This is a genomic window from Bacillus marasmi (assembly GCF_902168435.1).
Taxonomy (GTDB): domain Bacteria; phylum Bacillota; class Bacilli; order Bacillales; family Cytobacillaceae; genus Bacillus_BU; species Bacillus_BU marasmi.
Genome location: NZ_LR656188.1, coordinates 24,760 through 43,279, shown reverse-complemented (window position 1 = coordinate 43,279; position 18,520 = coordinate 24,760). Strand labels below are relative to the sequence as shown.

General features: G+C 40.9%; 22 protein-coding genes. 3 read left to right on the top strand and 19 right to left on the bottom strand.

Annotated features, from left to right (window positions below; translation table 11 throughout):
- Window positions 1–41: 41 nt before the first annotated feature.
- The 3 genes from FXW34_RS21645 to FXW34_RS21635 are packed head-to-tail and all read right to left on the bottom strand — an operon-like array spanning window position 42 to window position 2,348.
- Entirely contained in the window at window positions 42–503 is a 462-nt protein-coding gene (locus FXW34_RS21645) for a hypothetical protein (RefSeq protein ID WP_147536113.1), read from the bottom strand.
- A gap of 11 nt (window positions 504–514) precedes the next feature.
- Window positions 515–1,096: a replication-relaxation family protein gene (locus FXW34_RS21640; protein ID WP_147536112.1), complete on the bottom strand. Its 582-nt coding sequence runs from the start codon at window positions 1,094–1,096 to the stop codon at window positions 515–517.
- Window positions 1,038–2,348: an FtsK/SpoIIIE domain-containing protein gene (locus FXW34_RS21635; protein WP_187119062.1), complete on the bottom strand. Its 1,311-nt coding sequence runs from the start codon at window positions 2,346–2,348 to the stop codon at window positions 1,038–1,040. Before FXW34_RS21635 ends, FXW34_RS21640 begins: the two co-directional genes overlap by 59 nt.
- A gap of 275 nt (window positions 2,349–2,623) precedes the next feature.
- Here FXW34_RS21635 and FXW34_RS21630 point away from each other — a divergent pair, with 275 nt between their 5' ends.
- Together FXW34_RS21630 and FXW34_RS21625 are read left to right on the top strand one after the other, a co-directional pair.
- Window positions 2,624–2,854 (top strand): helix-turn-helix domain-containing protein, encoded by a 231-nt coding sequence (locus tag FXW34_RS21630; RefSeq protein ID WP_147536110.1) that lies wholly within the window; start codon window positions 2,624–2,626, stop codon window positions 2,852–2,854.
- Window positions 2,855–2,939: 85 nt separating this feature from the next.
- Entirely contained in the window at window positions 2,940–3,470 is a 531-nt protein-coding gene (locus FXW34_RS21625; RefSeq protein ID WP_147536109.1) for a hypothetical protein, read from the top strand.
- Between the two features lie 42 nt (window positions 3,471–3,512).
- Here FXW34_RS21625 and FXW34_RS21620 read toward each other — a convergent pair whose 3' ends face one another.
- The 3 genes from FXW34_RS21620 to xerA are packed head-to-tail and all read right to left on the bottom strand — an operon-like array spanning window position 3,513 to window position 6,013.
- Window positions 3,513–4,565, bottom strand: coding sequence for a GH25 family lysozyme (locus FXW34_RS21620; RefSeq protein WP_147536108.1), 1,053 nt, complete (start codon window positions 4,563–4,565; stop codon window positions 3,513–3,515).
- Entirely contained in the window at window positions 4,565–4,972 is a 408-nt protein-coding gene (locus tag FXW34_RS21615) for a phage holin family protein (protein WP_147536107.1), read from the bottom strand. Before FXW34_RS21615 ends, FXW34_RS21620 begins: the two co-directional genes overlap by 1 nt.
- A 48-nt stretch (window positions 4,973–5,020) precedes the next feature.
- A complete protein-coding gene (xerA, locus tag FXW34_RS21610) occupies window positions 5,021–6,013 on the bottom strand; it encodes a site-specific tyrosine recombinase/integron integrase (RefSeq protein ID WP_246141247.1) in 993 nt (330 codons plus the stop codon).
- A gap of 121 nt (window positions 6,014–6,134) precedes the next feature.
- On the opposite strand from xerA, the gene FXW34_RS23115 reads away from it, so the two are divergent.
- The gene (locus tag FXW34_RS23115; RefSeq protein WP_187119061.1) at window positions 6,135–6,296 is read left to right on the top strand and encodes a ribbon-helix-helix domain-containing protein; all 162 of its coding nucleotides are present in this window, start codon (window positions 6,135–6,137) and stop codon (window positions 6,294–6,296) included.
- 111 nt (window positions 6,297–6,407) lie between these two features.
- Here the strand turns inward: FXW34_RS23115 and FXW34_RS21605 are convergent, their stop codons facing one another.
- Genes FXW34_RS21605 through FXW34_RS21545 form a run of 13 tightly spaced genes read right to left on the bottom strand, consistent with a single transcriptional unit; the run spans window position 6,408 to window position 18,520 of the window.
- The gene (locus FXW34_RS21605) at window positions 6,408–8,909 is read right to left on the bottom strand and encodes a BppU family phage baseplate upper protein (protein ID WP_147536106.1); all 2,502 of its coding nucleotides are present in this window, start codon (window positions 8,907–8,909) and stop codon (window positions 6,408–6,410) included.
- Window positions 8,910–8,937: 28 nt separating this feature from the next.
- A complete protein-coding gene (locus FXW34_RS21600; RefSeq protein ID WP_147536105.1) occupies window positions 8,938–9,072 on the bottom strand; it encodes an XkdX family protein in 135 nt (44 codons plus the stop codon).
- 1 nt (window position 9,073) lies between these two features.
- Window positions 9,074–9,367, bottom strand: a complete 294-nt coding sequence (locus tag FXW34_RS21595; protein ID WP_147536104.1) for a hypothetical protein — start codon at window positions 9,365–9,367, stop codon at window positions 9,074–9,076.
- Window positions 9,368–9,379: 12 nt separating this feature from the next.
- Window positions 9,380–11,968 carry a phage tail protein gene (locus tag FXW34_RS21590; RefSeq protein WP_147536103.1) on the bottom strand — a complete coding sequence of 863 codons (2,589 nt, stop codon included), beginning with the start codon at window positions 11,966–11,968 and terminating at the stop codon, window positions 9,380–9,382.
- A gap of 11 nt (window positions 11,969–11,979) precedes the next feature.
- Complete coding sequence (locus tag FXW34_RS21585; RefSeq protein ID WP_147536102.1) at window positions 11,980–12,807, bottom strand: phage tail domain-containing protein; 828 nt, start codon at window positions 12,805–12,807, stop codon at window positions 11,980–11,982.
- 10 nt (window positions 12,808–12,817) lie between these two features.
- On the bottom strand, window positions 12,818–15,865 hold the full coding sequence (locus FXW34_RS21580; RefSeq protein WP_147536101.1) for a phage tail tape measure protein: 3,048 nt from the start codon (window positions 15,863–15,865) through the stop codon (window positions 12,818–12,820).
- Window positions 15,866–16,249: a phenylalanine racemase gene (locus FXW34_RS21575; protein ID WP_187119060.1), complete on the bottom strand. Its 384-nt coding sequence runs from the start codon at window positions 16,247–16,249 to the stop codon at window positions 15,866–15,868.
- Between the two features lie 56 nt (window positions 16,250–16,305).
- A complete protein-coding gene (locus FXW34_RS21570; RefSeq protein WP_147536100.1) occupies window positions 16,306–16,608 on the bottom strand; it encodes a segregation and condensation protein B in 303 nt (100 codons plus the stop codon).
- Window positions 16,609–16,632: 24 nt separating this feature from the next.
- Window positions 16,633–17,109, bottom strand: a complete 477-nt coding sequence (locus tag FXW34_RS21565) for a phage major tail protein, TP901-1 family (protein ID WP_147536099.1) — start codon at window positions 17,107–17,109, stop codon at window positions 16,633–16,635.
- 11 nt (window positions 17,110–17,120) lie between these two features.
- Window positions 17,121–17,528, bottom strand: coding sequence for a DUF5072 family protein (locus FXW34_RS21560; RefSeq protein ID WP_147536098.1), 408 nt, complete (start codon window positions 17,526–17,528; stop codon window positions 17,121–17,123).
- Window positions 17,529–17,532: 4 nt separating this feature from the next.
- Window positions 17,533–17,880 carry an HK97 gp10 family phage protein gene (locus FXW34_RS21555; RefSeq protein ID WP_147536097.1) on the bottom strand — a complete coding sequence of 116 codons (348 nt, stop codon included), beginning with the start codon at window positions 17,878–17,880 and terminating at the stop codon, window positions 17,533–17,535.
- Window positions 17,877–18,197, bottom strand: coding sequence for a hypothetical protein (locus FXW34_RS21550; RefSeq protein ID WP_147536096.1), 321 nt, complete (start codon window positions 18,195–18,197; stop codon window positions 17,877–17,879). Before FXW34_RS21550 ends, FXW34_RS21555 begins: the two co-directional genes overlap by 4 nt.
- Window positions 18,194–18,520, bottom strand: coding sequence for a phage head-tail connector protein (locus tag FXW34_RS21545; protein WP_147536095.1), 327 nt, complete (start codon window positions 18,518–18,520; stop codon window positions 18,194–18,196). Before FXW34_RS21545 ends, FXW34_RS21550 begins: the two co-directional genes overlap by 4 nt.

The following is an 18,520-nucleotide window of genomic DNA, read 5'->3' as shown; positions in this document are numbered from 1 at the left end:
GTAGAGGACGGCACATAAAAACAACTAAACAAAACGAGGAATTATATAGCATTTCCGACTTGCTTGAGGATGTTTAAGATTAAAGGCGATAGCTGGATGAGAACATATCCTAATCCGCAATTCATCATCACACTCCACCCACGGTCATTCATGCCAAACATGAAGAAGAAACAAGCTCCAACAATGATAATCGATGCAATCGGAAAACTAATGGCAACGAGCAGCTCGACAACTGGATCTAGTGCATGAGCGATTATTTCAAGCGACTTTTCGCCGATGGCAGCCGTTGCCGTTGCGGGAATTGCTTCTGGAGATGCAGCAAACGCTCTTGACGCACCCAAAACCGCACCTATTGGAGAACCGAAAGCCAAAGGAAGGGCTAACCCTGCCCCTAGCTTTCCAATTTTGTCAAGTTTGTCATGGAATCGTTCCTTCTTTGCTCTATCCCTCTCCCTATATCCGCCAGACATAAAATCTTTAATAGACATAGCTTGCGTTCTCATGTTGTGCCCTCCTATTTAATGTCATCCCACAAATACACCTGGCATTTAAGACCTTCGCACAGTGCCTCTAAGCGTTTCTTACGGTACGGTGTTGTCGTTACCCACACAAGCACAAACTGAGGATTAAACGTATATAACTCTTTATATCTCTTAATTTTTTCTGTGTTCTGGGACATGGCTTGTTTATAATCGACCTCAACAAAATGGTGGAGTTTGTTAGAAGTGTAGACCGCATCAGCTACAAGCGATAAAGAGGAATTAGGGATGGATATTTTTACTTCATTCTTCCAGGTAGATGGTTTTCCCTTTGCGATGAATAGATCGTTTCTCATAAGAAAGTGATTCACCTGAACCGTCTTTTTTCTCACCTTCTCAGCTTGCACACGTTCACGGCCAGCTGCGTTCAAATAATACACTTTTTTCCTTTCCTCGGTGAAATATGACAGGTATTCACTCATGTTACCGAGCACACGTTGAGCATTTCGAGTCTGACCAAGTTCGTGCATTTTTTGCAATTGTTCCCTTGATAAAAAATCACATTTCCGTAAGCTCAAAAGTATCGCTTCTTCTCGTCTTTCTTTCTCCAATGTCACTTTCCCTCTGCTCCTTTCGTGGTCGAATCACAATATGAGGTTTGATCAACTTATCAATTTGATCGTTATCGATAAAAGGTGTTTGCACAATCTGTGTGCCATCAGGCGTCTTATAAATAGCACGACCTGGTATTGGCAAGGATTCTGCTCCCGACTCATCAAGCACTACCCTAGAGGCTACAGCGTCACGCAATTTATAAGTGATGACCGTATCGCAGTTTTGTTTGATTTGAGCATTCATCACCTCGGCTTTTGGGTACTGGGAGCAATAGATCAACCTGTAACCTAAGCCTGCACCGATTCGCGCTATTTCCGAGAGCGCTTCTTCGCACTGCTTCGCTTTTTCCTTTTTATCTTTCCCCGTGACGATGTTGGGCGAGATTTGTGCTGCTTCATCAACCACAATGATATGTCGAGTGCGAATGCCAGCTTCTTTAATGTCCTCGCATCCATTCTGATCAAACTCCCTTTCTGTTTCTTTCATTTCGTTTTTAACTTTAGTTAACACTTCAAGCGCACTCTCCAAGTCTGTGGCCACAGACTCAACTTGTTTCGCGTTTTTAAAACGTGTGAAGGCTAAACCACCTTTAAGGTCAATCAGCGATAATTTGACGTGCTCTGGATTCTGATGGATAACAGTCGAAATGATTAGTTTTAGAAGAACAGTTTTACCTTTACGTGTGGCTCCTGCTAACGTGATATGTCCTTGCTCAAGATCATGCGTGATGAAACCATAACGAGTTTGCCCGAGAGGTATCTCCCAGTTGGAACATTCATCAAGCATTGTCTCATCAAATAGAAGATTAGTTGGAAGGTCATTACAAAGTACTTTTACTCGCAGCATACCATCGAACTCAAGCTCGACGTCTTTTTGATGTACGCTACTTCGCGTTTGGAAGATGTCTCTTATCTGTGTCAGCAAATTAGTTTCAAAGTTTAATTGTAAAAACCGTTTAAAATCGATATAGGTTTTCTTATTGTTCAAGCCATCACGAATGTGGTCCAGCTTGCCTTCAAAATCTGAGAAAGATAGTCCCAGTGGAATCCTGTAAACGTACTCTGTTCCCCAATCATGCTTCTCCTTTCGGTGCAGCTGGATAGTTTTAATATCGCCGTTCTCTTTTACCGTTAGCTTGCAGTTATAACAAATTTTTTGGATTTTTTCGGCATCGTTGACGAGAGCAGACTTTTTTAAAAATGCTAATCCAGCTAAACCACCAAACATTGTTGCTGACGCAATTTCAAAGAGCATCCCACCACCTTCTTTCATTTATCTATTGATAAATAGTTTACTTGAAAACGAATTATAAAAATGTCGATCAATCCATTGAGGCAGTAGATACGTGATAATACGTGATAGTGTGCATGTAGCGACTTTGAAAGCGAATAGTGAAGCGTATTTGATACTGTATAGTAAAGTGTATTTGATACTGTTTGTACGATATTCCAAATTAATTATCCGAAAAGGTATAAAAAATTGAACTTTAGGACAAAACTAGGCTAAATACATATGACGAGGTGTGAAAAATGTTTAGCTTTTTTGGACTAGGTAAGGATAGAAGTAAGTTTGGAAAATGGTTAGATAGAAGGGGAATTTCCCAAAAGTGGGTAGAGGATAACGCTAAAGTGAGTAAAGGTACTGTTAGTCGATTATGCAGTGAATCAGATGCCAAACCAAATGGATCCACAGCAAATAAGATTCTGAAAGCACTAAAGAAAGTAGGTCATAGCGTAGATTACGATGATTTTTGGATGTGAGCTCCCGCATAAGGGGCTCTTTTTATTATTAAAGAGGATTGTTTCATACAATATAGAATTAATAATTTGAAAAGGAGGAATTGTAATGAAGAAATTATTTTTGTTGTGTTTTGCTGCTTTATTTTTAGCAGCCTGTGGATCAGATGAAGTTGTAAAGGAAGATCCAAAAGAAAAAACTGAACAGGTTAAAGAGAAAAAGTCCTCGGAGAAAAAAGAAGAATCAAAGAAAAAAGATGCCCCGAAAAAGGAAGAAGCGAAGATTAACACTTCTGTTTTTGCCTATGCTAAAAAAGTTGAAGTAACAGACGCGAGAGATATTACTCAACATATCACCGTTTTTGTACATATGAGTGAAAAAGTAACACCTGGATTAGCCACTCAACACGTATTCAATCAGACATATAATTTTATACAACAAGCTGATTTGGACGGCGCAAAAACCGTAACGATTGCTGTTAAACAAGGTGATATTAAAATTGCACAAATAACTGTTAATAAAGAGGATTTTACTCCGAATGATACCGAACCAATGATAAAGCTAGTTTTAGCTGCATCTACAATCGATTCAATGGTTCCAGAAGTTAAAGAGTTTGGTGTTGCTACAGGTAACTGGTAAAAAGATTAAAAGCCCCTCCGATTATGGAAGGGCTTCACTTTTTTACTTTACAATCGCACCAGTGCTAGGATGTCCGTAGATTTTAACACGTCCAAAATTAGCAGTTTGGATTTCAAAAACCCAACCGCCAAGATCTTTTAAGATTTCATATGATAAACCACCGAATTTCGATGGTTTAAGCGTTCCGGCAATGTTGGAAGGATTAGCCTTAACTGCTGGTCTATTAAGCTTGTAAACTGTCCACGTTGACGCCGTAGCTGGAAGATGGATTGTTCTTTTTGCTGCTGGTTGTGTTTGAACAGGAATATTTCCTTTCAACATCAAACGTTGGCCAGGATAAATCTTATTAGGATTTTCAATCCCGTTTAGATTTGCAATGTATCCGACAGTAAGGCCGTATTTTGTAGCAATAGCGCTCAATGTATCGCCTTTTACAACGATGTGCATATAAGCATCATTATTCGGATGAGCTGTAGTCGGTTGAGGTGCAGCTGCTACTTGTTCGCCCGTGAACCAATCTAACGGTTTGCTGCCAGTCAAAATATTGATATCAAGATTACCATCATAGCCTGGGATACGACCAACACTTGTATATTGGTGCAAGTCACACGGATAAGCAGGCTTACTGTTCAAATCCCCGTTATTTTTGCCGTAGTGAGGAATCCAAACTGCATCAGCTTCCGATAAATCCAAATGAAAGCTTGTGAATAGATGGTGTGCGATATACACTCCAACTTTTTTAGCTCCTAATTCACGGAGTTTTTTAATGTACGCTGATACACCAGCTCGCATATCAGACATTGATTTCTCTTCCACATCAAGCCAATACACTTCTGGACTAAACTCTTTGGTGCGATTATAAAAATCTGTAGCCTCAACTTCCATATCAGCAATGCTTACGCCTCTTACCCACGCATATGCTTGGGTTGGTACGCCACGTTTTCTAAATTCGGCATGGTGTGTTTTATAGTGCTTGTCGATAGTTTTTGAGCCATATTGAGTGCGTATAATAGCAAGGTCAACGTGCTTAGCTAACTCGTCATAGTTAATATTACTTGGTACTTGGTGGTGTGAAATGTCGATGATTTTACCCATTACTTGCCATCCCCTTTATCTTTAAGTTGTGAAAATGCTTGTGATAAGAAAGTTGGAACTTTAACACCCATTTTCCCTAAATTCTCAAAAATGCTGATACCCTCAAGACCGATTAGAAACATAATCATGCCGTTACGTGCTACGTCTCCGCTGCCAGTCACAATGTCCAGCTGGTTAGCTACGATAACAAGCACTATCATAGCGCCTTTTTTAAGCAATCCCTTTGCTGCAGTTTTCGAACTGATACTTTTTGTATAAAAACCAGAGAGGATGCCAGTTAAATAATCAGATGCCATTAAAACAAAGTAAGCCAGTATCAATTGGTCAAACCCCCCGAGTAGGTACGACGTAACGACAGTCCCTCCTCCTACGATTGATGAGTAAAGTGTGTCTGTGTTATGTTTCAAAACATACCATCTCCTTTTAATAAAAATAAAAAGAGCCCCGAAGGACTCTTATTGAACATGAAATTTCTTATGTGCCTGTTTCTTCCGTTCTTCAGAAACATGTGCATATATCATCGTTGTAGACGGCTGCTCATGACCTAAAATATGTTGCACGTCTGCAAGGTCTGCTCCATTTTCCATCATGAGCGTGGCCGTTGTATGTCTGAATACGTGAGGTGTAAGTTTCTTTGAAAGCTTTGCACGTGATTGTATTTTTTCAACAATTCTTTCGATGGCACGCCCCGACATCTGTCTAATTGGTCTGCGCTCCGTTGCGAATAGATATTCACAATCATCATTTCTGCTTTTTAAATACTTTCTCAGCTGGTGCATGGACTTGATGGACAGGTAAACGATTCTTTCTTTATCACCTTTTCCGATTACGTGCATGGACATTTCTTGGCTATTAATATCAGATACTTTCATGTTTCTAATCTCTGACAAACGGCATCCTGTGCTATACATCACCTCCATAATCGCCCTTTCGCGTAGGCTTTTGCACGAATCTCGAACAATCTCAAGTTCTTCAATCGTTAGGCCTTTTGGTAATCTTTTCGGCTTTTTAGGCGGGTTAATCTTTGCAGATGGATCGCGCAACAACATTTCCTCTTTTACCATCCACCCGAAAAATGTTTTTAACTTAGACAGTTTAGATTCCACAGTGCTCATCATCCACTTGCTATTACTGGCTAGATACTTCCGTATATCTGATGTTGTAACCTGGACAACCGCCTTATTTACATATGCGGAGAACAACGCTAAATCATTTCGATACCCAGACAACGTGATCTCTGATAACCCCTCAATTTTCCGAGCTGCTAGATAAATATCAATCTTATCCGCAAAATCATTCTCGATGTCCTTCTCAGACCTTCTTGTAATTTCGTAGTTGCTCAACACTTCCTCAAGTCTTACTTCCAGTTTCATCATCTCGACGTCAGGTACCAAAGTGCTCACGGTTACTTTTAAATCGTTAGCAAGTCTGGCTGTGTCGTTTGCCAATATATCTCCATCTCCCTTAGTTTGTATTGGTTATATAACCCTTATAACTAGAATACAAACAAACATTCCCGTTGTCAACAACAAGTTATATAACTTATACTGGTTATGGAGGTGCTACATAATGGCAGTAGACAAAGATAAAAATAAACAAATATTAGTGACCTTCCCAAATGAGATGGTCGACCAAATCGAGCAGTATTGGCATGATAAAAAATTACAAAATAGAAGTGATGCAATTCGCAAGCTTGTTGAAATAGGACTAAAAAAAGAGCAATCGGAGTGATCCGGCTGCTCTTTTAATTGCATTTAAATAGATCTGTTGCAGTGCTTACAGGCAATCTGTTTCTTGCCATTCACAAACTTTGCTTACGTCGCAATATCTTCCGATTGTGCATTAATCAACGTTTCTAAATTCATAACTACCTATCCAATACTTTATTTCGTTTGTATCAAATGGAGTGCTGTTATTATAAATTAACCACATGTATGTCTTTTCAACATCAGTACACCTAATACAAGGACTTGTTAATGGTAGTAGTTCTCTTGTGCCTAATCCTCTTGTGTTGTCCATTGACATTAACATGGTTTCGTTCGTTCCACTTTTTGACAAAACTGCTTGACTAACAAAATAATCTTGTTTTTGACCACTGTCTGATGCTGTATTTAAAGTAGCAACAATATCGTCATGTTGACCTTGTATATAATAAATTCCATCGTAGTATCGGTTAACTGCTTGTTGACCGTAGTAATCTTCAATGATTATATCTTCAAGTGGTCTAATTTCAACCTTAACATCGACTTTAGAACCTTCTATGTGATAATGGACTTTTTCCTCCAACACATATCTGCTTACTGATTTTGTGTTATATGCCATTATTCTGTTCTTAACATATACATCAACTTTGTCACATTTAACTGTTTCATCAGTCACTAATCGTTTACCGTCACAAATAACTTCAATTTTATCTGTTATCCCTGTAGCGAATCCTGTTTCAGCGTCACCATTACTACCATGACATCCGCCTGTTCTCGCTTTAGTTCCTCCATCCCCATTGTTAACAGCTTGAACATAATAAGGTCCAATCCAATCTGTTAAATCAGCATTAATAACTGTACCACCTGTAAACTCTTGTGGCTCTGATTCTGTGTTTACATTTTTATTAATTAAATGAAAAGCAAACAGTTGATTGACAGAAAACTTTTCAAAAGTGAATTTGATGTCAGAGTTTGAACCGTACTTTGAATATATATCCAACACTTTATTAGTGAAATTAAATACCACTAGGTTTTTCTTAGGGATAGTTAATGATTCAACCGTTGAACTTGAAACAATACATTCCTTTTTAATGCTAAACAACGGATCTGCAACGTCTAATGTTTTAGCGTAATTATCAGGCAACAGACTATAATTAACCCTCATTGTTGCTTTTACTGTACCGTTATTATAAGAAACCTCGGTAACTCCATTTTGCTCAACTATTTCAAATTCTTTTCCAGTGTCTAAAATATCCACCCATGAAGAGCCATCTTTTCTCGCAATAATAAATCTCCAACCCCACCGATTAACAGAATCGCCAATATTACCGTAATTGCGTGATATCGCCCTTAATTTGTGTGGCTTTGTTTGGTCTGATCCAATAATTTCTAAAAATTGAATTGCGGAATAGATTTTAGCCAATTCATATTCGTTAGCGTTAATATCACCAGCAGAGAACCTTTCGAACGCTTTAAACGTCTGCTCGTTCAAACTCAAAATATTGCTATCTCTTTTTACTAAATAATCATTCAATAAGCATTGTTTATCGAAGGTGTATCTTTCAGGGGTACAGTCCACAACACCGTAATATACTGCACCATCGTCAACCTTTGTGTAATCGATTATAATTTCACAAGTAATCCCACTATTGTTGTATGGAGGAATAATAACGGTTGTAAATCCATTTGCATTTTCTGTTACTTCAAATGCACTGTCTCCACCACATACTTTTTTGTCATCGCTGTCGTGGATATCTATTCTATAATTCATGGAAGCGTGGTTGCGAGCGAAAGTTTTAAGGAAATAGGACTTATCCATGTCAACTTTGCCGTATATTTTTGCATCAACAATAGCAGTAAGCAATTTAGCGTATTTTACATCCGTATCCCTGTCAACTGTGCTATATGCTGAGAATGGATATTTATTTCCTTGCAACATTCTGTATTTTTGAATGGCATCAAGTGTTACTTCTGTTACACTTCCTGTTGCCGGTGTTGCGTTATTAACAGGAGTTGTCCCTGTTATCATATTTCTGAGATTTTGTGTAATATCCGCATCATCAATCAAAGTGACTTTATCTCTTTTATTAGCAAGTCCACCATCAACATATATTTGCTCCGCTTTTTGAGCCATATCCGTCGTAAGAGTTTGGATATCTGACCGAGCTTGTGCATCAATACCCGTACCATTATCACGTAAATCCTGTACTACAGTTTCGATGTCTGCAAGTGCTTGAGTAATGGATTGCAACTCGTTTGTGCTCTCGACAGATTCGTCATCCAGCAAGCCTCGACTAGCTGTATAAGCAAACCGTCCAGATACCGCGACCTTACTTGAGCCGTCAAGATACACCATCACCTCCGCGAAATGAACACCAGGCACGATATAAGCTTGCGTAGCCAATACGACCTCGCACTTACCTGCTGTTGCATCCGTGATTGTACAGTCCTGGAAAACAGATAGCTTGTCCGGCTTCTTGACCGCTAATCTTACCGCAGTTCCAGTTAGATCGTACGGTTCCCCGTCGCTTAGGATGGTGATAGACAGTTTAATCGTGTTCAAATCGTTCGTGTTAACGATGAATTGTTTATTTCTGAGCTCTTTTACTGTGTCTACAGCAACATTGAAATTTTTCAGCATTTCGCACCTCCTCAAAATAAAAAGAGTCCTATGATGTATAAGACTCTCCGGTTATTACTTGGTATTGTTCTTCGGTGATTTTACCGAATTGCACATATTTTTTAATGCGCGATGCGTCCTGGTAAATGGACCAATCGTTTTCAGCTTGTTTATGCCAATCCATTTCATAAAACCCCCTTGAGCATCAACTCAAAGATAAGATCAGTTTGCTGTTTCTTCATTTCGGCCACCTCATCGATTTTTGGTGGTGTCTGATAATTATCGCTAAGGTCAAGTGATAATAACTCATTGGTAATCGATCCCCCTACTACCGTGTCGTCATTGACAATAATGTACTCGGCCTTAACGCCTCTTAATGCTCCATCACTCCACACAATATCTTTATCATCAATAGATACATCGTTTACACCATCTATTACGTTTAAAATATTCTCATCTTTATACAGTACAATTTTCACATTTTCACCCACTTATTGATACGTTATTTCTACAGTGCAGGATGTTGTACAGATAGCGTAGTTTGAACCGTTATCAGAATATAGTCCGAAACCGCGATAAGAGCCGTTTGCAAAAGCAGCGTAAACACTAGAGCTAACATTAATCCAACCTGAATGTCCCCATCCTAGACTAATGCTACCAATCTCGCCGCTAAGACTAGGTGCTCCTCCTGGTTGTCCTGTATGTCCGTGCGCACGCAATGATAATCTTTGCGGTGACGAAGATCCTCCGTTATTGGTTCTTGTGACATGTACTCGCATGGATTTAATCGTTTTTCCTGTGCCGATTGTGTCTAGGATAGATGTGCCGAAGAACCAACATCCTCTACGATTTCCGTAGCCGTAATTACCTTGCTTAACACCATCATTTGACCAGTAACCAGACTCAGACCAGTTGTTACCGCTATTAGTACCAATTTGTCTAGTTGCTTCAGGTGGTGGAGGTGGTGTAGGTGGAACTGGGGCAGACGGAAACGTAAAATTACTCAATACATCGCCGCCGCGAGCCTCATAAATATTTTGTGTTGCTCCTGCCGGTGCTGCTCCGTACCCTCTAATGATTCCGGTATCAACAGCTGCAAGACCTGAACTAGAAGCTAATCCATCGCAGTTATCTATATAAACATGTGAGTTTGACTCACTGCGAACAACGTCGGCCACATTCCACCCTTTACAGTTATGGAGTCTCGCAGCCGTGCCGCCTGAAACGACATAAGCAGCGTAACTTTTGTTGTTGCCAAACACTTCCATGCCTATTAAATTCACATATTTACATCTATCGGCTTTTATTGCCGCGAATGTTTCCGAATCTGTGTTGACCGTACCGTTTCGCATTTCGATGCCGTTTGTACATCCTTTCGCTAATACGGTGCCGATTACTTTGTTGAGCTTGGTCTGGAAGTCGATAATGATATCACCTGAGCCGTGGAAGCCGAAAATATTGATATTTTCAAAAATGTTTCGGCCGTTATCAACATGGACACGGATTGTACATACAGCATAGTTAATCTTATCTAGACTATCCAGCGCACCCTGTACTGTCCTTTTAGCTGTTCCCCAAGTAAAACCGTCATCATTGTCGTCACCGTTAAGTGGGTCAACGTAAAGATTAACATCTGTTTTATTAACTCTCTCAACAGTAGGCGAGTATAAATCACCGACATAGAGTTTATCAAAACCTCCTCGCTCAGCGTCAAGGTCTGCGATAATCTCTCCCATAGCGTCCAGCACTTGCATTTTTCCGTTACCGTTTTCAGGTCCTCCAAGGATTAAGGTACCGCCTCTAATTCTGTCAAATAGCATATACCCAACAGTGATGAGGTCGGCAACAATCCCCTTACCTGTCATCGCATAATTGAAGGTTTGACCGCCATCTTCAGAGCATCCAATTCCGGCAGAATTAATGACCACTAAAATGTTAGGGTCTATTTTATCAATCAGCAAAAAACCACCATTCTCAGGGAAGGTGATTTCTGTTTGAGCATTCTGTAAATCCTTCGTGGCTTGCTGGACAGCGATGGCAAGAGCTTCAAATGGTAAAGGTCGCTTACCGTCTATCGCGTCAGCAATCGTCTTGGTTGCGTTGTGGATGCGTCTTTGCTGCTCGAATATATTGCTAAAGTTGGATAGCGTCACATCGCAATCAAGCACTTTTCCTTTTCGACTAAGCTTCTCAACGATCTCAACAATCCTTGCGTCAACTTTAAAACCATTTAATCTGTCATCAACTAGGATAATCGTGTCACCTTCATTCGGATGGTTACGATTGTACCCAGCTGCTCGCAGGTCTGATAATTTAACGGTTAAAGTGATTTTCCAACTGTTGTCCACTGCTTCTTTTAATCGATTAGTAGCAGTTTCTGTATCCGTAACACGGTCATCACGTATCGCTTTAATTGGTCTGACTCCATAAACTTCAGCAAGTGGCGAGGTGTAGGTTATGTGTAGATCATCCTTGCCAAAAAATTCTCCGTAGGTGCTAAAGTCAAGCGCATCAACTTCACGCTCAAGTGATTCCAGGTTAAATTTATGGCGGTACTGGAAGTCTGTAATGTTGCCTATCTGCGTCCGTAAATTGATGTTGTTTCCAGTAACACTAAACTCAGCACCGTATCTCTCAATGGCAGTTTTAAAAAGTTCTAATCCGTAGTCATCCCCGAAATTTTCAAATTCTCGGGCGTAAAATGTGCCGATAATGTTATATGAATAGCCTGAACCAGTGAAGATGAAAGCCATCATATCATCGAAAGTTTTTGAACTGCTAAACGTTTCGTATATAACGTGATTTCGCATATCATCGAAAAAACTGTGTAGGCAGCTAAACTCCCTTGTGTAGCTGTTCCCTTCTGACACATCACGTAAAAGCATGATAGGGTATTCTTCACCAGCAAAATCAATAACGCGCCACAGTTTATCGATATTGTCGAAAAAAGGTGCGTTGCTTCTTGTCTTGTGTAATTTTAAATAGAATTCCTTTTCGCCATTAACCCGGCGCTTTCTGATAATATCGGAGGCGCCTGTTAACGGGTAAACTTCGCCATTCAAATCCTTAATTGCTAACATTCTGCGCCTCCTTATCTATAATAAAACGGGAAATCAAACTTCAGTGTTCCTGATGTTGCCCCAGTAACTTTTATTTCGTTCCAGCCAGGCTCCAATCTAATCAGTTCGAGGTTTGTGTCTCTTACAATTGACAGGTCATTCTTCGTTGAGTGGACACCATCAATCTTGATACCGTGACCAGCTAATGTCGTGCCTGTATAGCTCCACACCGAGCCGTTGGTTAGATTCTCAAGTTTAAGGTTGGTGCTTGCTCCAAGGTATTCGATTACTAGCCCCATGCCCTCCTCTGGATCTACGGCTTCAGTCCCACCGTTGTAAACTTGGATGGTGGTAGGATTGTTAAACGAGTAATCGTATTCTATATCCATGTTCAAGGTTGTGTCCGGCGTTTCAGCAAACGGTAAGCCGACCGTTTTAAAGGTGATAGAGTCGATTCCGTATTTGCCGTTTTGGTCAGGTGCTAAATTGCTATTTCTGCGGACAAGATACCTTTTCTTGTATCTGATTTCAGCTTCATAAAAAGTCTCATGGCCGTCAGATGTTACTAGGCCGTTATATCGCCCTTCGTAAATCCAGAAAGGTTCTACTCCACCTAACCACTTTAAAACCTCGTCGCGTGTATCTGCGTACTCCATAACATCAGGAGACTCAAAAACAAACGGAGTAACGATTGTTTTCGGTCCATAATCAGCGCCTTTGTCAATGTCACCAGGTCTGCCTTGAATCTCTGATTTATACTCTCTGACATCTGCGGTTGAAACGAGAAAATCACGGGCGATGAGCCCAATCTCGGAATACAATTTCTTTTCACCGTTTAACTTTTCAATTAATACGTCCAATTAGGCTCACCTACTTCCCGTAAAATCCGTCTGTAATTCTAGACCGTCTAGCATTGCCGCGTTCAACATAAGTGCGTACTTGCTCACCGTCCCACTCGTTATAAACGTTAATCGTTGGTTGATCGTATCCTTCTGACCTGTCTAGTCGGTCTTGGATGATGATCGTGTCACTGGTCTGCTTGGCTGATTCCCTTGCATATTTCATGCTGACATCATGTGGGATAACTTGGGCACCGTTTGGCAAGTTGACTAGCTCACCTCTACCACCTTCGTTCATGATGGCGAAACCGCCTTGCCAGTTATCTGTTCCTCGAGCAAGTTGTGGTATTTTACCTATGTGGACACCCGGTATTTTGTTAATGATGGAGATTGCACTGTTAATTCCACTAATAACACCGTTAACGAAGCCTTTTACTTGTCCGACTAGCTTACTGACGGCACCAGAAATACCACTAAAAACGCCACTGACAAACGAGGTTAAACCATTCCAAGCGCCTTTAATGGCATTAAACACGCCCGTAATTTTGTTTGATACGCCGTCCATGATGCCTGATATAATGCTTCGGATACTATTAAAAACACCAGATACTACCGAACTTAATCCGCTGATAACAGTACCGATGCTATTAATCGCAGAACCGATAAAGGTCATGATGTTCCTAAAAACTCCACTTACAACGCTGAACACTGTGGTGAAAATACCTGTTACAACCTCGATAATCGGTCTGATTACATCGATGATACTAGCAATTACCCCAGCTACAAAAACAATAATCGGCACAATAACTGCCATGATTGCGTTAATGATTCCGGCTATAAATGCGACTATCGGACTCACAACTGAAATGATATTAGCGACTACCTCAACGACCACCGTCACGATTGCCATGATGATTGGCAACAATGCCTGGATAACGGACATAATCACTCCTATGATTGCAATAAATGCAGGTGCAACAGTCTGAACAATGTTCATAAACGCTGCAATCACGCTTTGGATAACAGGCAGTAATGCACTGATAAGCACACCTACTAACGGCACAACTTGAGCGATTATGCCAGCCACGATTGTAACAACTTGCATGATAACAGGAACTAATTGATTAAATAGCGAAATCACAACCGGTAATACGGTTTGAATGATAGACATAAACGTCATGCCTACTTGCATCACCACAGGAATCAAGGTTTGTAGTGCAGACATGATCATCGGAATAACTGCAGATGCTAGTTGACCAATCGCTGTGCCGATGGTGGTTACTACCGGAATAATCATTTGGGCAATCTGTTGGAAAGCTCCAATAATCTGAGGTCCGAAGTTTTGAAATAGCATGATGACCATTTTTACCACTGGATTCAGGCCAAGAAGAATAGATCCTAGTTGTATTCCAAAGCCACTACCTACTCCACCTGCATCCTGGAATCCTGAAATAATACTTGAGAATAGAGTTGTGAATATTGGGATAACTGCTTGGATAATCCCCCAAATTGTTTGAAACACAGCTCCTATTTGTGAGCCAATCGTGCTCAATGTGCTTATGATGGTCGGGCCCATATTGCTGAATGCTTCACTGAGAGAAGCTGCAACATTTGCCAAAATAGGTTGGATAGTTGTCCACAATCCTTGCAGTATAGGAGTAATGGTTTGTATTACACCTGTGATTTTGTCACGAATAAAATCAAACACCATCATCACATTATTTCGAAAGGTTTCGCTTTTTACCATCGCCACACCAAAAGCGACTCCAAAAGCAGCAATTGCACCAATTACTAAGCCGATTGGACTTATTAAAAAGCCAAGAGACGAAACAAGACCGCCTATTGCTAATGCCATGATTCCTAATACTGTTAGTACAGGACCTGATAACGCGGCAATTCCTAAAGCAAAAGCGATGATTTTCTTTGTGCCGTCATCCAAACCGTTGAACTTTTCTACTAGGTCAGTAACAAACTTTGCTATTTTTGTAATTAACGGGGTTAACTGACTCATAACGCTGATTGTTGCTGACTCAATAGCACCGCTAAGGTTTTCGAGCGCCCCACCTATACCTGCTTTCATTTGTTCAGCTGCAGAGGCACTAGCGCCCGCAGAGTTTTCAAGTTCTTTCGTTAAACCTTGTAAACCTTCCTGACCTTCATTGAGTAGGATGAGCATACCGGATGCGGCTTCTGTACCGAAGATGGTGGATAATGTTGCTAGTTTTTGGGTTTCTGTCATTCCAGCCATCGCAGTTTCTAACTCTCCCACGATTTGGTGCAACGGCTTAAAGTTTCCGTTTGCATCGACTGCGCTAAAACCTAATGCTGACATAGCTTCAGATGCTTCTTTAGTAGGTGCAGCTAATCGATTAAAAGCCATTCGCAATGTGGTACCCGCGTTAGATCCATCAAGACCAGCGTTGACCATAATACCGGTAGCAGCTGATAACTCCTCGATGCTAATGCCTAAACTGCTTGCAGCTGGTGCCGCGTATTTAAACGCGTAGGATAAATCACTAATCCCGGCAGCCGTTTTATTGGCTGTCATAGCTAAGATATCAGCAACCTCGTTGGATTGGTCTGCTTCTAATCTAAAACCATTCAGCGCACTGGCAATCGTATCAGCTGTTAAAGCTAGATCCTCGCCAGATGCTTCAGCCGCAGAAATGATACCAGGCATTGCAGCAATTACTTGATTAGCATCAAAACCTTTTGCCGCCATTTCAGTCATGGCTACGGCTACCTCACTGCTTGATAAAGATGTAGAGGCACCTAATTCGAGAGCAGCGTCTGTCATTTCTTGTAGCTGGCTTGCACTTGCACCAGCAATAGCACCAGCTTTACGGATTGCACTATCGAAGTCTGCGGTTGTTTTAATCGCATTAACAAATGGCATCGTAACACCTGCAGTAATACTTGCACCTGCAATCGCCATTTTCTGACCAAACGAACTAATCCTGTCACCAGCTGCCTTGGTTCGTTCTGATAATTGATTCAATGTATCGTTAGCACTCTGAAACGCCCTATTAAAACCACTAGCGTCTCCTGTGATTTTTGCACTTAAAGTATAATCAGCCATCTATTTACCCCTTTCTTTCGGGATAGGCTTTTTCATTCCGTTTGCCTTGTAGACCATGTCTACCCAACCCTTACCGTTTTTCTCTTCCATTTCGAGAATGGTTTTGACGGCGTTTTCGTTGTATTCCTTGTCTGCTTTCGATTGCTTTTTAGGGAATAACTCCATAAACTTGCGACCTTTTTTACGGTTAGCGTTCGCTTCAGCGTTTAACATGGCATTCCGCATCCAGGTCGTGTCATGGATAAATTTATTTTCATGCTCTTTCCGGATGAACATCTTTTCCTTTTCGGTTAAAAGGTTAAATTCACTCGGTGACATATGAAAATGGACAACAAAAAAAGCTAGGTCCTTTTCATAAGAAAAATCCCTAGCCAATTCTGCCATTTTTATATCGTTCGGAGTTGGATCATATTCTCTCGGTAGACTGCTCTCAATGAGCTCTACCGGAACATAAAACCCAAATCTTCCTGTAATTTCTCAACAATCGCCATATTGACAGTGATTAAGCCGTTTTCCTCAACCACTTTTTGAAACATCTCTGCTGCCTCTCTCTGCTTCACGACTGAGTTTGTATTCTCTTCAATTAGTGCGAAAGAAAACAAAGCTTCTAGAGTAGCATATGGCATGATGCCATTGTTGCGGGTAACCTCGCCGACTACGCTTGTTTTCGTAACCATTTCAATCGTTTTCACTTTTTGGGTATTGTATTTCAACGTGTAAGTCGTTCCATCAACAGTAAACATATGTTATTTCACTCTCCTAAACTATTAAGGTGTAACAGGGATGGCAACATCCTCAAGGTCAACCAGCGGACCAGTACCGTCAAACGATGCAGTGTAAGTGACTGCATCATCATAAGGAGCTTCAACAGGGTAGCTTTTTAATAAAGCAAGACCGGCAAACATTTCTGTTTGTGCTTTCTGATTAGTTACCTTTAAGAGAACAGGCTCATCAGAATCGAAGGCTGCTTTCAACTGCTTATGAGAATCATCGCTGCGGACATAGACGCCGTCGTTATCGATGGACCATTCCTTACCGCCAGCAATCTTTTGTTTCCATCCATCTGCACTATCTTTAGCTGTAACCTCGATGGTGTCTTTATCACGGTTGATAGTAAGACCTTGTTGACCAGCGATAGCTAAAAGTGCAGCTCCTGTAACATCCCAAATGGATAAGATAATATCTTTACCGGCAATCGCTTTGCTAAGCTGTCCAGTTAATTGTGTGTATAAAGCTGAACTCATTTGAATTCCTCCTAAATTTTCATTTTATATCCTGAGAAAACAACAAAATCAAAACCGATGACGCCGTGCTTTGTTCCATCGACTTCATTGATAATCTGAGAAACACCGTTCGGAATTTGAAGGGTTACTTCATAATCACCAGGCAACTCGATATCCTCTGTTAAAGCTTCTTCAAGCTTGTGGACTGCCTCGAATAACTGCACAGATTCTGGACCAGTAGCGTGAACATGAATCACTGACTGATATCGGTCTTTCATCATCGTTTTACTTTTCTCAGGGATAGAGCCAAGCATTTCAGCATGGTAATAAGGCATAGGAGCGTTAACCGGCACGCTATCATAACAACGTAATCCAGTATTCTCCTCAACTTTTTGAATAACGGCTGCTAATACCGTTGTAAATGATAGTTTCTGAAGCACGGTATCACTCCCTTAATTTATTGCGTAGATCCTCTTTATAAATAGGTCGCTGTGTGTCGACATTTCGCTTTAAATAATATTGTCCTGGCACGTAGCCACCATTGACTAATCGATGCCCATACTCAACGTGTGGAGCGTAATGGACGTTGTATCCCATCTCATCACCACGGTATTGTGCAGACTTACGTAACTGTCCGCCGCCCTTGTAATCTCCAACAGGTGTGCCCCCAGATTGCTGAGAACGTGTGTAAATGTCACGGATGTTTTTCTCAGCCACTTCTTCAAAATCAGCCTCGCTTTTCTCAATCAGCTTTTTAGCCAATTGAGTAGTGCCTACCCATTCAAATCTCACAGCTCATCACTTCCATACCTGTTAACGACTAAAATGCGCCAACGGTCTGTGTCCTCGCCTCTGATTTGAGTAATGGTGTGATACTTTCCATCAAACTGGATGGTGACAGCTTTCAGAAGGTTTTCCTTTGTTTCTCGCGTGATGATTTTACGGTTATGTGCCGTAACCTCGCGATTGTCTAAGGCAATTTGTTCAGCTGTCCAATTGGAAAAGCGACCTTCTGACTCACTGATCTGCACGAGCTCCATAATCGGATTATTCAGTGCATCAGTGCCTGTCTGTTGATGGGCAAAAAGAAAAAGGGGTTGAAATCTCATAGAAACCTCAACACCCCTCTATTAGCATTAGCTGCTTTTTCTTTCAATCTGAGAAAGTTTTCAAAATCAGCCTCGTATTCTTTTAAAATATCATCCACAAACGAAACGCTGAATGTGTCAACGTTCTCTTGCTTAATACCTTCGTGGTAGGAGCGATTGTGCATAGCGCAAATCACTTCCACTGCAATGGAGTCTAGCTCCTCTGGAAAAGCAGTTAAGCCCAGTCGTAACTTAATACGGTCCGTTGCAGTCTTTTCTAACTCATTCAGCAATCCCTCAGTTATGTCAGGCTTTCGAATAAGAACCCTAGATGCAATATCCAT

What these genes read in the sequence shown, in the direction of transcription:
- FXW34_RS21645 (WP_147536113.1), bottom strand. Translation starts at nt 503, where the DNA reads ATGAGAACGCAAGCTATGTCTATTAAAGATTTTATGTCTGGCGGATAT.
- FXW34_RS21605 (WP_147536106.1), bottom strand. Translation starts at nt 8,909, where the DNA reads ATGCTGAAAAATTTCAATGTTGCTGTAGACACAGTAAAAGAGCTCAGA.
- FXW34_RS21570 (WP_147536100.1), bottom strand. Translation starts at nt 16,608, where the DNA reads ATGTTTACTGTTGATGGAACGACTTACACGTTGAAATACAATACCCAA.
- FXW34_RS21575 (WP_187119060.1), bottom strand. Translation starts at nt 16,249, where the DNA reads ATGGCAGAATTGGCTAGGGATTTTTCTTATGAAAAGGACCTAGCTTTT.
- FXW34_RS21635 (WP_187119062.1), bottom strand. Translation starts at nt 2,348, where the DNA reads ATGCTCTTTGAAATTGCGTCAGCAACAATGTTTGGTGGTTTAGCTGGA.
- FXW34_RS21550 (WP_147536096.1), bottom strand. Translation starts at nt 18,197, where the DNA reads ATGAGATTTCAACCCCTTTTTCTTTTTGCCCATCAACAGACAGGCACT.
- FXW34_RS21565 (WP_147536099.1), bottom strand. Translation starts at nt 17,109, where the DNA reads ATGAGTTCAGCTTTATACACACAATTAACTGGACAGCTTAGCAAAGCG.
- FXW34_RS21580 (WP_147536101.1), bottom strand. Translation starts at nt 15,865, where the DNA reads ATGGCTGATTATACTTTAAGTGCAAAAATCACAGGAGACGCTAGTGGT.
- FXW34_RS21545 (WP_147536095.1), bottom strand. Translation starts at nt 18,520, where the DNA reads ATGGATATTGCATCTAGGGTTCTTATTCGAAAGCCTGACATAACTGAG.
- FXW34_RS21625 (WP_147536109.1), top strand. Translation starts at nt 2,940, where the DNA reads ATGAAGAAATTATTTTTGTTGTGTTTTGCTGCTTTATTTTTAGCAGCC.
- FXW34_RS23115 (WP_187119061.1), top strand. Translation starts at nt 6,135, where the DNA reads ATGGCAGTAGACAAAGATAAAAATAAACAAATATTAGTGACCTTCCCA.
- FXW34_RS21620 (WP_147536108.1), bottom strand. Translation starts at nt 4,565, where the DNA reads ATGGGTAAAATCATCGACATTTCACACCACCAAGTACCAAGTAATATT.
- FXW34_RS21630 (WP_147536110.1), top strand. Translation starts at nt 2,624, where the DNA reads ATGTTTAGCTTTTTTGGACTAGGTAAGGATAGAAGTAAGTTTGGAAAA.
- FXW34_RS21600 (WP_147536105.1), bottom strand. Translation starts at nt 9,072, where the DNA reads ATGGATTGGCATAAACAAGCTGAAAACGATTGGTCCATTTACCAGGAC.
- FXW34_RS21590 (WP_147536103.1), bottom strand. Translation starts at nt 11,968, where the DNA reads ATGTTAGCAATTAAGGATTTGAATGGCGAAGTTTACCCGTTAACAGGC.